This is a genomic window from Achromobacter colocynthidis (assembly GCF_057334535.1).
In genome coordinates, this window is record NZ_JBHFIZ010000024.1 from 30764 (window position 1) to 44016 (window position 13253).

Sequence of the window (13253 nt, forward strand, 5' to 3'; positions counted from 1 at the left end):
GGGTTCCCCCCCCCCCGCACCGCCACATGAAGTCGCATTACGAGTTCTATCTGGACCTGCTGCGTGGCGACGACAGCGACGCCGAAGCGCATCGCCGCTTCTACGACGAATACAACGCCGTGCTGGACATGCCGGCCGAGTTCTACCTGGACACGATCCGCATGGTGTTCCAGGACTTCGCGCTGCCCAGCGGCACCTGGGAAGTCGACGGTCAGACCGTGCGACCGGCGGATATCAAGCAGGTGGCTCTCTTCACCATTGAAGGCGAGCTGGACGATATTTCGGGCCAGGGCCAGACTCGCGCGGCCATCAAGCTGTGCAAGAACATTCCGGCCGAGCGCAAGTCGCACTACACCGCGCCGAACTGCGGCCACTACGGGATTTTCTCGGGCCGCCGCTGGCGCGAAATGATCTGTCCTAAAATTGCCGAATTCATCCGGCAGTCGGCGTAGGCTTAGCCAAGCTCGAAGCCTGCCCGTGATCCTGATCTTGGGCCTCAAGCGCGCGTAATTCATCAGAGGGGTGGGTGCTGTGGCGGAAGTCGCCACGGTGCCTGCGCGGTTTGATGGGTTGCGCGCGTTGGGCTATTTGTTGGGTGTGTTGGTGCTGGGGCTAGTGTTGCCTTGGTGCCGGCGCTGCTTGATGGGTTGCGCGCGTTGGGAAGTTGGGTTCTTGCCTTGGTGGTGCCGCGCTCCACCCATCCTACGGGTGCCACGCTTCACCTATCCCACGGGTGCCACGCTTCACCTATCCCACCGGTGCCGCGCTTCACCTATCCCACGGGTGCCGCGCTTCACCTATACGGTGCCGCGTTGCAGCCATCGTACGTTTTTTTATTGCAGATTAATGAATTCTCGTTTGCTAGCGGACCGTGTTGACGCTTTGCTGCCTCAGACGCAATGTACCAAGTGCGGCTATGACGGTTGTCGGCCTTATGCCGAGGCCATCGCGGAAGGCTCGGCACCCATCAACCGCTGCCCGCCCGGCGGGGATGAGGGCATCGCCGCGCTGTCCGCGCTGTTGCAAACCCCTGCCCTGCCGCTGGATCTTGAGCGCGGCGAACCCGGTCCGCTGCTGGTCGCCCGCATCGATGAATCGCATTGCATCGGCTGTACGCTGTGCATCCAGGCCTGTCCCGTCGATGCCATCGTGGGCGCCAACAAACACATGCACACCGTGCTTGCCGATTGGTGCACCGGCTGCGACCTGTGCGTGGCGCCCTGTCCCGTGGACTGTATTCAAATGGTGCCCGCCGGACGCGCCTGGACCGCGCAGGACGCCACCATCAGCCGCCAGCGCCATCGCAACCATCTGGCCCGCGTTGAACGCCTGGCGGCCGACAATGCGCGCTTGATGGCGCCAGAAGCGCCCGCCGCCCCCAGCGCGCCCATTTCCGACGACGCGCAAAGCGAAGACCGCAAGCGCTCCGCCATTGAATCCGCGCTGGCCCGCGCCCGGGCTCGCCGCAATCCCACGCAGTCATGAACGCAGCCAAACGCCGTGAAATTTTCGCCCGCCTGCAAGCGGCCAACCCGCACCCCACCACTGAACTGGAATACGACACGCCGTTCCAGTTGCTGATCGCGGTGCTGCTGTCGGCGCAAGCCACCGACAAATCGGTCAACATCGCCACACGCAAGTTCTTCCCGCAATACGGCACGCCTGAAGCCTTGCTGGCGCTGGGCGAAGAAGGCCTGTCCGATTTCATCAAGACCATCGGGCTGTACCGCACCAAGGCCAAGAACACGATCGCCACCTGTCGGATCTTGCTTGAGCACCATGGCGGCGAAGTCCCGCAAACGCGCGAGGCGCTGGAATCGCTGCCCGGCGTGGGCCGCAAGACAGCCAACGTCGTGCTCAACACCGCGTTCGGCCAACCCACAATGGCGGTGGACACGCACATTTTCCGCGTGTCGAACCGCACCGGTATCGCACCGGGCAAGAACGTGCTGGAAGTTGAAGACAAGCTCGTCAAGTTCGTACCCCGCGAATACATCCAGGACGCGCATCACTGGCTGATTTTGCACGGCCGCTACATCTGCGTGGCACGTACGCCCAAGTGCCCGCAATGCGGGATTTCTGATTTGTGCGAATTCAAGCAGAAGACGGCGGCTTGATCTGGGATGTTTCGGGTGGATTCTTGATCATCGTAGGATGGGTGTAGCGCGCCACGACCTGCACCAAGAACAGTGACGCCGTTCGCGCGAAACCCATCACACGGACGTTGTGCCGTGGCTGAATTTGTTTAGGACTCCACCGCTGCTTGATGGGTTTCGCGCGCTATATATCAGGGTTCTTGCATAGGGCTCTGCGCGCTTCACCCATCCTACGTGCACGGCGCATTGATCGCGCTCACAGCGCTTTTGCTGCAACGCATTGCTTGTCAAAAAGGGTTTTCCCCGCCTTGCGGCGCACGTATTGTCGGCCTGCCGACAATTGCCCTTTCCGCACTGCAAAACCTATGTAAAACCCTCATGGAATTTTGATAAGGACGTCCGCATACTCGCCGGCAACTCATCGGAAAACTACTAGAGATTATTAGGATTTCCGCCCTTCGGGGGCTTGTCGCAATGACGGCAGGCAGAGACCATATAAATACAACGCTGGTGCAGCGGACATGGATGACACAATCCTGGAGACAAAAGGCCTCACCAAGGAATTCCGCGGATTCGTCGCGGTCAATGGGGTCGATTTGCGTATCAAGCGGGGCGAGATTCATGCCTTGATCGGGCCGAACGGCGCGGGCAAGACGACATGCTTCAACCTGCTTACCAAGTTTTTATCGCCTACGTCGGGAACCATCAAGTTCAACGGCGTCGACATTACCGGCGAACGTCCCGCGCAGATCGCGCGGCGCGGCATTATCCGTTCGTTCCAGATCTCGGCGGTGTTCCCTCACCTGACCGTGCTTGAGAACGTGCGCATCGGCCTGCAGCGCAAGACGGGGCTGTCGTTCCATTTCTGGCAAAGCGACAAGCGCCTGGCCAGCTTGAACGAGCCGGCCCGAGCGCTGCTCGAGCAGGTGGACCTGGGCGCCTTCGCGGACGAGACCACGGTGAACCTGCCTTACGGCCGCAAGCGCGCGCTGGAAATCGCCACGACGCTGGCGATGGAACCGGAACTGATGCTGCTTGACGAGCCCACGCAGGGCATGGGGCACGAAGACGTGCACCGCGTCACGCAACTGATCAAGCGCGTCAGCGCCGGGCGCACGATCCTGATGGTGGAACACAACATGAACGTCGTGTCCTCCATCGCCAACACCATCACCGTGCTGGCGCGCGGCTCGGTGCTGGCCGAAGGTTCGTACGCAGAAGTCTCGCGCCATCCCGCCGTGATGCAGGCCTACATGGGCACCACCGACGGCGAACTTCAAGGAGCGCACGCATGAGCACCCCGGCACTCGAAATTTCGGGCTTGCAAGCCTGGTACGGGGAATCCCATATCCTGCACGGCGTGGATATGCGCGTGGGGCAAGGCGAAGTCGTCACGCTGCTGGGGCGCAACGGCGCCGGCCGCACCACGACGCTGCGAGCCATCCTGGGGCTGACCGGGTCGCGCAAGGGTTCGGTGCGCATCCATGGCACCGAAGCCATCGACCTGCCCACCTACAAGATTGCACACCTGGGCGTGGGTTATTGCCCCGAAGAACGCGGCATCTTCGCCAGCCTGTCTTGCGAAGAAAACCTGCTGCTGCCGCCTGTGGTCGGTTCGCTGGGCGGCGGCATGTCGCTGGCCGAAATCTATGACATGTTCCCCAACCTGCAAGAGCGCCGGAATTCTCCGGGCACGCGCTTGTCAGGCGGCGAACAACAAATGCTGGCGGTGGCGCGCATCTTGCGCACCGGCGCCAACCTGCTGCTGCTGGACGAAATCTCGGAAGGCCTCGCGCCTGTCATCGTGCAGGCGCTGGCCCGCATGATCACGACCCTGAAGCAGCGTGGCTACACCATCGTCATGGTTGAGCAGAATTTCCGCTTCGCGGCGCCGCTGGCCGATCGCTTCTATGTCATGGAGCACGGACAGATCGTCGAACATTTCGAAGCCGCCGAACTTTCAGAAAAACAGGACACGCTCAACGAATTGCTGGGCGTCTAAAACAACCTGTCATCCGCCGGAACCCCGGCAACACTACACCGTAGGGAAGAGGAGTCATCCCATGAAGCTGCACACCATCACTGCTGCACTGGCCATGGCGGGCCTGGGATTTGCAGGGGCAACCGCCCACGCGCAAGGTATCTCCGACGATGTCATCCGCATCGGCTTCATCACCGACATGTCAGGTGTCTATTCCGACATCGACGGCAAGGCCGGTCTGGACGCGATCCGCATGGCGATCGACGAGATGGGCGGGACCATCAACGGCAAGAAGATCGAAGTCGTCTCCGCCGACCACCAGAACAAGGCGGACATCGCGTCCTCGCGCGCTCGCGAATGGTTCGACCAGCAGAAGGTCGATGTCATCATCGCCGGCACGAACTCGGCCACCAGCCTGGCCATGGCGGCCGTGGCCGCCGAGAAGAAAAAGCCGTTCATCGCCATCGGCGCCGGCGCTTCCGACCTGACGAACGCCCAATGTTCGCCCTACACCGTGCACTATGCCTACGACACCGTGGCGCTGGCGCGGGGCACGGGCTCCGCCGTGGTGAAAGACGGCGGCAAGAGCTGGTTCTTCCTGACCGCCGACTACGCTTTCGGCCACGCGCTTGAACGCGACACCATGAAGGTCGTCAAAGACGCCGGTGGCGACATCAAGGGCCAGGTGCGCGCCCCGCTGGGCACTGCCGACTTCTCCTCGTTCCTGCTGCAGGCCCAGGCCTCCAAGGCACAGATCCTGGGCCTGGCCAACGCGGGCGGCGACTTCAGCAATTCCGTCAAGGCCGCGAACGAATTCGGCGTCACGCAGACCATGAAAATGGCCGGCTTGCTCGTGTTCATCAACGACATCCACGCGCTGGGCCTGAAGACCACCCAGAACATGTACCTGACCACGGGCTGGTACTGGGACCTGAACGACGCTTCGCGCGCCTGGAGCAAGAAGTTCGAAAGCAAGGTCGGCCGCAAGCCGTCGATGCTGCAGGCCGGTGACTACTCCGCAGCCATGTTCTACCTGAACGGCGTGAAGGCCTCGGGCTCGGACGACGGCGACACCATCATGAAATGGATGAAGTCGAACAAGGTCAACGACTTCTTCGCACAAGGCGGCTTTGTGCGCGAAGACGGCCGCATGATCCACGACATGTACCTGATGCAGGTCAAGACGCCGGCTGAATCCAAGGCGCCGTGGGACTACTACAAGGTCGTGGCGACGCTGCCCGGCGACGAGGTCTACACCAAGTTGTCCGAATCCACCTGCAAGCTGGTCAAGAAGTAATTCCCGGCTCATGTGACCCCAAGGTGCGGCCCGGCCCAGGCCGCGACCGCACCTTGAATTTGCTCACTTCCATCCGTACGCGCAGGATTTTCAAAAGATGACTGACCTTTTTGGCATCCCTATACAGGCCTTGCTTGGCCAGCTATTACTGGGCCTGGTCAACGGTTCCTTCTATGCCATGCTGTCGCTCGGGCTTGCCGTGATCTTCGGGCTGCTGAACGTCATCAACTTCGCGCACGGCGCGCTCTACATGCTGGGCGCGTTCGTCGCCTGGATGGGGCTGTCGTACCTGGGGTTGAACTACTGGGTGATGCTGATTCTGGCCCCGCTGGTCGTCGGGCTGTTCGGCATACTCATTGAAAAACTATTGCTCAAGCACCTGTACAAGCTGGACCATCTTTACGGGCTGCTGATGACCTTCGGGCTGACCTTGCTGATCGAGGGGCTGTTCCGCAGCTTCTACGGCGTGTCGGGCCAACCCTACCCCACGCCCGCCGCGCTGCGCGGCGCGACCAACCTGGGCTTCATGATCTTGCCGAACTACCGTGGCTGGGTTGTGGTGGCATCGGTGGTGGTCTGCATGGCGACCTGGTACGTGATCGAACGCACCCGCTTGGGCGCCCTGCTGCGCGCCGGTACTGAAAACCCGCGTCTGGTCGAGGCCTTCGGCGTGAACGTGCCCCGCATGATCACGCTGACCTATGGCTTCGGCGTGGCGCTCGCGGGCTTTGCCGGCGTGCTGGCGGCGCCCGTTCTGCAGATTTCCCCGCTGATGGGGTCCAACCTCATCATCGTCGTGTTCGCCGTGGTCGTGATTGGCGGCATGGGGTCCATCATGGGCGCCATCGTCACCGGTCTGGGCCTGGGTGTGATTGAAGGACTGACGAAGGTGTTCTGGCCCGAAGCCTCCAGCACCGTCGTGTTCATCATCATGGCCATTGTTCTGTTGATCCGCCCGGCCGGGCTGTTCGGAAAAGAAAAATGAATCGTCAATTCCTGGGCTATGCGGTACTGGCCGTCGTGGTGGCCGCTCTTCCCTTTCTGGGGGTGTACCCGATCTTCGTCATGAAGATCATGTGCTACGCGCTTTTCGCGTGCGCGTTCAACTTGCTGCTGGGGTTTACCGGCCTGCTGTCGTTCGGGCATGCGGCTTTCCTGGGCAGCGCGGCCTACGCGGCCGGGCATGCGATGAAGGTCTGGGGCTTTCCCACCGAAATCGGCCTGCTGTTCGGCGTGGGCGTGGCGGCGCTGCTGGGGCTGGCGATGGGTGCGATCGCCATCCGGCGCAGCGGCATCTACTTCGCCATGATCACGCTGGCGCTGGCGCAAATGGTGTTCTTCTTCTTCCTGCAGGCCAAGTTCACGGGCGGCGAAGACGGTCTGCAAAGCGTGCCGCGCGGCACTCTGTTCGGGCTGATCGACCTGTCCAAGGACATCAACCTGTACTACCTGGTGATGGCCATCTTCGTCATCGGCTATTTCATCATCTGGCGCACCGTGCATTCGCCTTTTGGGCAAGTGCTGCAAGCGCTGCGCGAGAACGAACCGCGTGCCGTATCGCTGGGCTATGACGTCGATCGCTTCAAGCTGCTGGCCTTCGTGCTGTCGGCCGCGCTGGCCGGGCTGGCGGGCGCCACCAAGACGCTGGTGTTCGTGTCGGCCACCCTGTCGGACGCCACCTGGCAGATGTCCGGGCTGGTCATCCTGATGACGCTGATCGGCGGGCTGGGCACCTTGACCGGCCCCATACTGGGTGCCTTCATCGTGGTGCTGCTGGAGAACAAGGTGGGCGACTTCGGCCAGATGATGGCCAACCTGACCGGCGTGGAATGGTTCCTGCGGCTGGGCGAATCCGTCACCATCGTGATCGGCCTGATCTTCGTGATCTGCGTGCTGGCGTTCCGGCGCGGCATCGTGGGCGAGCTTGGCGCGTTTATCGACAGGCGCCGCGCCGCCCGCGCCTGAGGCGCGACGCGCTATCCCGACGGGGCCGCATCACGCGGCCCCGTTTGCATTTGACGCGGGCTTCCGCCCGTACAATAAAACGCACCCAACTCCACAGGTGCCTGACCATGCGAAACCCGCATCCGCTCGCCCCCGTTCTTGGCGCATTCGCGCTGGCCGCGGCGTTCATCGCCCCCACCGCCGCCGCCGCCCCCTCCTCCGCCGCCACTTGCGAAGTGGACCGCCCAGTCCGCTTTAGCGGCCTGAACTGGGAGTCCAACCTGGTGCTGGCGGGCATTGAACGCTATGTGCTGGAACACGGCTACGGCTGCAAGACCAGCGTTGAAATCGGTGAAACGCTGCCGATGCTGGCGGCGCTGCAACGCGGCGACGTGGACGTGACGCCGGAAGTCTGGCCCGGCCAGATCGAGGGCGCCTGGAAGAAGGCGCTGGCCAGCGGCAAAGTGCTGGGCGTGGGCCACGTGTACGACGCCGGCGAAGGCTGGTATATCCCGCGCTACACGGCCGAACGCCATCCCGACTTGAAGTCCGCATCCGACCTGACACGCTTCAAAGAGGTATTCATCGACCCCGAAGACCCGGGGCGCGGACGCATCTACGGCTGCCCCGCCGGCTGGGCCTGCGGCACACTGAACGACAACCTGCTGCGCGCACTGAAGCTGGACAAGGACTATTCGCTGTTTGCGCCCGGCGCGGGCGCGGCGCAGAAGGCCGCCATCGTATCGGCCTACAAGCGCAAGCGCGACATCGTCTTCTACTACTGGACGCCCACCTCGCTGGTTGGCGCGCTGGACCTGGTGAAGCTGGAACTGCCCGCCTTCGATCAGGCCGCCTACACCTGCATGACCGATCCCAAGTGCGCCAACCCTGTCGCCACGGAATTCAAACCCAACCCCGTGGTCACCGGCGTCAATGCGGCCTTTGCCAAGCAAGCGCCGAAGATCACCGAATTCCTGACCAAGCTGACGGTGCCCGATGACGCCATCGACGCCACGCTGGGCTGGCTGGAAAACGAGGGCAAGGAACCCGAGGACGCCGCGCGCTATTTCCTGAAGCAGTACGGCCCTGTCTGGCGGCAATGGATGCCCGCGGACGTCGCGGACCGCGTGCAGGCGGCACTGCAAAAGGAGTAGATTTTCCAGAGGCGGCCGGCCGCCAGCACCGGCCGCCTCCTGTATCCTGACGTTTCGGCGCCAAGGCGGCGCCCCCCGATTCAAGCGAAGGAAGATTCCAACATGGACGCCCTGTTTTGGCACGACGGTCACTGGACCACTGAAAACCCCAAATTGCTCGGCCCGGCCGACCACGCCTTCTGGATGGCCAGCATGGTTTTTGACGGTGCGCGAGCCTTCCGTGGCCTTACGCCCGACCTGGACCTGCACTGCCAGCGTGTCGTGCGTTCGGCCGAAAAAATGCTGATGAAGCCGCAGATCGGTTGGGAAGCCATCCAGAAGCTGTGCCTGGAAGCCGTAGCCAAATTCCCGGCCGGCACCGAGCTCTACATCAAGCCGATGTTCTATTGCGCCGACGGCTTCCTGCTGCCGGACGCCGACAAGACGCAATTCGTGCTGCACGTGTTCAAGGTGCCGATGCCGGGCGAGCTTGGCTTTTCGGCCTGCTTTTCCAGCTATGCCCGTTCGTGGCCGAACATGGCGCCTACCGACGCCAAGGCCTCGTGCCTGTATCCCAACGGCCAACGCGCCATCCGCGAAGCCGCCGAGAAAGGTTTCGACAACGCCATCATGCTGGACGGCGCGGGCAATATTGCCGAGTTCGCCACCAGCAACCTGTGGATCGCCAAGAATGGCGTGGTTTCCACGCCCGTGGACAACGGCACGTTCCTGAACGGCATCACGCGCCGCCGCGTGCTGGCCCTGCTGCAAGCCGATGGCGTCGAGGTGCAGGAGCGCAGCCTGACCCGCGCCGACATCGAAGACGCGGACGAAGTGTTCTCGTCCGGCAACTACGGCAAGGTGGTCCACGTGAACCGCGTGGAAGACCGCGAGCTGGAGTACGGGCCCATCGCACGCCGCGCGCACAAGCTGTATATGGACTACGCGGAAAGCACCGGCCGCAAGTAAGCGTAGGCCCCCCCGCAATACACGCGGGGTGAAAAAAATGCCGCGATCCGAATCCGGGTCGCGGCATTTTTGTTGGCCATCGAACTAGCCAGAAAGTTGGCTCAGGGTTTGGTTCAGTCCTTGTCGGCGCCCTTGCCCAAGCCCAGATAGCTTTCGATCACCTTCGGGTCGCCGGCCAGTTCGCGCGCCGGGCCATGCAGGATGACTTCACCGGTTTCCAGCACATAGCCGTAGTCCGCCACCTGCAGCGCAGCGCGGGCGTTTTGCTCGACCAGCAAGATGGCCACGCCGGTTTCGCGCAGGCGCGCAATGATGTGGAAGATCTCGCGCACGATGCGCGGCGCCAGGCCAAGACTGGGTTCGTCCAGCATCAGCAAGGTGGGCTTGGCCATCAGCGCGCGGCCCACGGCCAGCATCTGGCGTTCGCCACCCGACAAGGTGCCGGCCTGTTGCCCTCGGCGCTCGCGCAGGCGCGGAAACAGATCGAACACTTCATTGAGCGTGTCGCGCCAGCCGGCCTCGCGGGCGCGGTAGCGGCGAAATCCGCCCAGCAGCAGGTTGTCTTCGACGGACATGGTGCCGAACAATTCGCGGCGCTCGGGCACCAGCGACATGCCGGCCGCCACGCGGCGCTCGACCTGCCAGCCGGACACGTCGGTGCCCGCGTATTGCACGCTGCCGGCTGCATGGCCGGTTTGCGGCAAGGAACCCATCATTGCGTTCAACATGGTGGATTTGCCGGCGCCGTTGGCGCCGATCACGGTAACGATGCTGCCGGCCGGCACGGTCAACGACGCGCCGACCAGCGCGCCGACCTTGCCGTAACGCGCCGACAGGTTGCTGACTTCCAGCACGGGCGATTGCGTTGCGCTCATTGCACACCTCCTGCGGACACGGGCTTGGCCTGATCCGCTTCGGGCAGGTCGTCGTCGATGCCGCCCAAATAGGCTTCCAGCACCGCCGGGTTCTTTTGCACGTCGGCGGGCACGCCTTCGGCCAGCTTGGTGCCGAAGTCCATTACCACCAGGTGGTTGGTCAGGCGCATGACAAAATCCATATCGTGTTCGACCAGCAAGATGCTCATGCCTTCCGCGCGCAGTTGCTCCAGCACGCGAGCCAAGTCTTGCTTTTCTTTGTAGCGCAGGCCGGCGGCCGGCTCGTCCAGCAACAGCAGCACCGGATCAGACGCCAGGGCGCGCGCGATTTCCAGGATGCGTTGCTGGCCCAGCGCCAGGTTGCCCGCCTGTTCGTACAGGTATTCGCCCAGGCCCACGCGTTTGATCTGCTCGGCGGCCTCATGCAGCAGTTGCGCTTCACGGGCGCGATCCGAATGCAAGGCACCCGCCAGCACGCCCACGTCGGAACGCAAGTGCGCGCCCAACGCCACGTTTTCCAGCACGGTCATGCCCGGCAGCAACTGCACGTGTTGGAACGTACGGCCGACACCCAGCTTGGCGATCTCGCGCGCCGAGCGGTTGTCGATGCGCTGACCCATGAACGTGACCTTGCCGCGCGTCACCGGCAACACGCCGCTGATCAGGTTGAAGGTCGTGCTCTTGCCGGCGCCATTGGGGCCGATCAGACCCATGATTTCGCCCGAGCTGACTTTGAACGTGATGTCGTTGACGGCGACCAGCCCGCCGAATTCCTTGCGGATGGCGTCCACTTCCAACACCACCTGCCCGGCTTGGGGCCGCGCACGCGTCGGCAAAGCCGGCGCGGCAGCAGGCGGCGCAAGGTTGCGGCGCGAACCGTCAGCGCCGGTAATGCTGCCCCACCACCCTGCCAGAATGGGCCACAGGCCATTGCGTGCGTATTGCAGCATCAGGATCAGCAGCACGCCGAAGACGATCATCTCGAAGTTGGCGTTGGTGTCCAGCAGCTTGGGCAGCCAATTCTGCAACTGGTCCTTCAGCACCAGGATGACGCCGGAACCCAGCAAGGCGCCCCAGACGTAGCCCGCGCCGCCCACCACCGCCATGAACAGGTATTCGATGCCGTAGTTGATGCCGAACGGGCTGGGGCTGACGGCGCGCTGCATGTGCGCGTAGAGCCAGCCCGAAATGCAGGCCAGCAAGGCCGCCCAGACGAAGATCACGACCTTGTAGGCAGCGGTGTTCACGCCCATGGATTCAGCCATGCCCGCACCGCTCTTCAAGGCGCGGATGGCCCGGCCGGGACGCGAATTGAGCAGGTTGCGGGTGGCCCACAGCGCCAACAACACGAAGACCCAGATCAGGTAATAAATGTTGCGGCCGCTGGCCAGGGACAGGCCGAAGATACTGATGGGTTCAATGCCGGCAATCCCGTCGTGCTTACCCAACCAGTCGATATTGCCGAACAGGAAGTACAGCGACAGGCCCCATGCAATGGTGCCCAACGGCAGGTAGTGGCCGGACAGGCGCAGGGTAATCGCGCCCAGCAGGTAGGCGACGGCGGCGGTCAGCACCAGACCGACCGGCAGGGCCAGCCAGGGCGACACGTCGTACTGCGTGGTCAGGAAAGCCGTGGTGTAGGCGCCCAGGCCCACGAACGCGGCCTGGCCGAAGGACGTCAAGCCGCCCACGCCGGTCAGCAGCACCAGGCCCAGCACGATCAGGCTGGCCAAGCCGATGTAATTGAGTTGCGTCACCCAGAATTCGGGCGTGACCGGCAGCAACGGCAGGCCCGCCAGGACGACGATGAATACAGCAAGCAGAATGCGATTCATGGCGTTTATTCCTCTTCGTCCACGTGATGGGTGCTGAACGAACGCCAGACCAGAACCGGGATAATCAAGGTAAAGACGATCACTTCCTTGTAGGCGCTGGCCCAGAAGGACGAGAACGATTCCAGCACACCCACCAACAGCGAGCCGGCGGCGGCCACGGGGTAGCTGGCCAGGCCGCCGATGATGGCGCCCACGAAGCCCTTCAGGCCGATCAGGAAACCGGTGTCGTAATACACGGTGGTGATGGGCGCGATCAACATGCCGGACATGGCGCCGATGGCGGTCGCCAACGTGAACGTCAGGCTGCCGGACATGGTGGTGCTGATGCCCACCAGGCGTGCACCGCGACGGTTGACGGCGGTGGCGCGCAGCGCGCGGCCATACAGCGTCTTGCCGAAGAACAGCCACAGCGCGGTGATGAGCAGCCCGCAAGTGGCCACCACGAACAGGCTTTGCGCGGACCAGGTCATGAAGCCCAGGTCAACTTGCCCGCTGACGAACGGCGGCGTGCGCCAGCCTTCCGCGCCGAAGAACACCAGCGCCAGGCCGGTCAGCGCGAAGTGCACCGCGACCGAGACGATCAGCAGCACCAGCACCGTGGCTTCGGCCAGGGGTTGATAGACGATGCGATAGACCATCGGCCCCATCGGGATCACCAGCAACAGCGTCAGCAGCATGTTCAGCCACAACGAGTTGTCGGGCGCGGTGTAGGTCTTGGTCAGCCAGAACAGGGCCAAGGGCAGGACGAGGCTGATGAGGAAGGTCTTGGGCAGGCCGGCGAAGTTGCGGGTGCGCAGCGCGCGCACCAGCTCCATCGCCAGGCACAAGGCGCCCAGCAGCGGCAGCAGGTAGGCGGTGCCCGGCATTTTGCCGTCGACCAGCATGGCCAGGGTCAGGGCGCCGAACGCCACGAACTCACCCTGGGGAATGAAAATGACGCGCGTGACGGCGAAAACCAGCACTAGAGCCATGCCCAGGAGGGCATAGATAGCGCCGTTGACGACACCGTCTTGCAGCAGGATCAGCGCAATTGAGGAATCCATCTAACAACCTTATTGATTCTTGGTGTTCCGGCCCCGCCCGGAACACTGATACGACACACCGGCCGGAAAGGCCGGTGCGA

Annotated in this window: 12 protein-coding genes and 1 pseudogene; 10 read left to right on the forward strand and 3 right to left on the reverse strand. The window is 63.2% G+C overall.

The features are described from left to right. The 10 genes and pseudogenes from ACE04A_RS08805 to ACE04A_RS08850 form a co-directional block, all read left to right on the forward strand. A pseudogene (locus ACE04A_RS08805) lies at nucleotides 1–452 on the forward strand (polyhydroxyalkanoate depolymerase); the annotation flags it as partial. A 394-nt stretch (nucleotides 453–846) separates the two neighbouring features. Then, a complete protein-coding gene (rsxB, locus tag ACE04A_RS08810) occupies nucleotides 847–1485 on the forward strand; it encodes an electron transport complex subunit RsxB (RefSeq protein ID WP_259251913.1) in 639 nt (212 codons plus the stop codon). Beyond that, entirely contained in the window at nucleotides 1482–2117 is a 636-nt protein-coding gene (gene nth / locus ACE04A_RS08815; RefSeq protein ID WP_100857347.1) for an endonuclease III, read from the forward strand. The genes rsxB and nth overlap by 4 nt, the downstream gene beginning before the upstream one ends. Before the next feature lie 500 nt (nucleotides 2118–2617). Further along, on the forward strand, nucleotides 2618–3391 hold the full coding sequence (locus ACE04A_RS08820; RefSeq protein ID WP_447988137.1) for an ABC transporter ATP-binding protein: 774 nt from the start codon (nucleotides 2618–2620) through the stop codon (nucleotides 3389–3391). After that, complete coding sequence (locus ACE04A_RS08825) at nucleotides 3388–4098, forward strand: ABC transporter ATP-binding protein (protein ID WP_006223796.1); 711 nt, start codon at nucleotides 3388–3390, stop codon at nucleotides 4096–4098. Before ACE04A_RS08820 ends, ACE04A_RS08825 begins: the two co-directional genes overlap by 4 nt. A 61-nt stretch (nucleotides 4099–4159) precedes the next feature. Then, entirely contained in the window at nucleotides 4160–5374 is a 1215-nt protein-coding gene (locus ACE04A_RS08830) for an ABC transporter substrate-binding protein (RefSeq protein WP_279995922.1), read from the forward strand. Nucleotides 5375–5471: 97 nt separating this feature from the next. Beyond that, on the forward strand, nucleotides 5472–6359 hold the full coding sequence (locus ACE04A_RS08835) for a branched-chain amino acid ABC transporter permease (protein ID WP_485820049.1): 888 nt from the start codon (nucleotides 5472–5474) through the stop codon (nucleotides 6357–6359). Next, nucleotides 6356–7339, forward strand: coding sequence for a branched-chain amino acid ABC transporter permease (locus tag ACE04A_RS08840; protein ID WP_100857351.1), 984 nt, complete (start codon nucleotides 6356–6358; stop codon nucleotides 7337–7339). The genes ACE04A_RS08835 and ACE04A_RS08840 overlap by 4 nt, the downstream gene beginning before the upstream one ends. A gap of 107 nt (nucleotides 7340–7446) precedes the next feature. Continuing rightward, nucleotides 7447–8472, forward strand: a complete 1026-nt coding sequence (locus tag ACE04A_RS08845) for an ABC transporter substrate-binding protein (protein ID WP_485820050.1) — start codon at nucleotides 7447–7449, stop codon at nucleotides 8470–8472. Nucleotides 8473–8574: 102 nt separating this feature from the next. Continuing rightward, nucleotides 8575–9420 (forward strand): branched-chain amino acid aminotransferase, encoded by an 846-nt coding sequence (locus ACE04A_RS08850; protein ID WP_448718571.1) that lies wholly within the window; start codon nucleotides 8575–8577, stop codon nucleotides 9418–9420. 113 nt (nucleotides 9421–9533) lie between these two features. Here the strand turns inward: ACE04A_RS08850 and ACE04A_RS08855 are convergent, their stop codons facing one another. From ACE04A_RS08855 to ACE04A_RS08865, 3 genes are read right to left on the reverse strand one after another with little or no spacing between them, the layout of a single operon-like run. Next, the gene (locus tag ACE04A_RS08855; protein ID WP_100857353.1) at nucleotides 9534–10295 is read right to left on the reverse strand and encodes an ABC transporter ATP-binding protein; all 762 of its coding nucleotides are present in this window, start codon (nucleotides 10293–10295) and stop codon (nucleotides 9534–9536) included. Next, nucleotides 10292–12130: a branched-chain amino acid ABC transporter ATP-binding protein/permease gene (locus ACE04A_RS08860; RefSeq protein ID WP_259251923.1), complete on the reverse strand. Its 1839-nt coding sequence runs from the start codon at nucleotides 12128–12130 to the stop codon at nucleotides 10292–10294. The genes ACE04A_RS08855 and ACE04A_RS08860 overlap by 4 nt, the downstream gene beginning before the upstream one ends. A 5-nt stretch (nucleotides 12131–12135) precedes the next feature. Further along, nucleotides 12136–13173 carry a branched-chain amino acid ABC transporter permease gene (locus ACE04A_RS08865; RefSeq protein ID WP_259251924.1) on the reverse strand — a complete coding sequence of 346 codons (1038 nt, stop codon included), beginning with the start codon at nucleotides 13171–13173 and terminating at the stop codon, nucleotides 12136–12138. Nucleotides 13174–13253 lie beyond the last annotated feature (80 nt).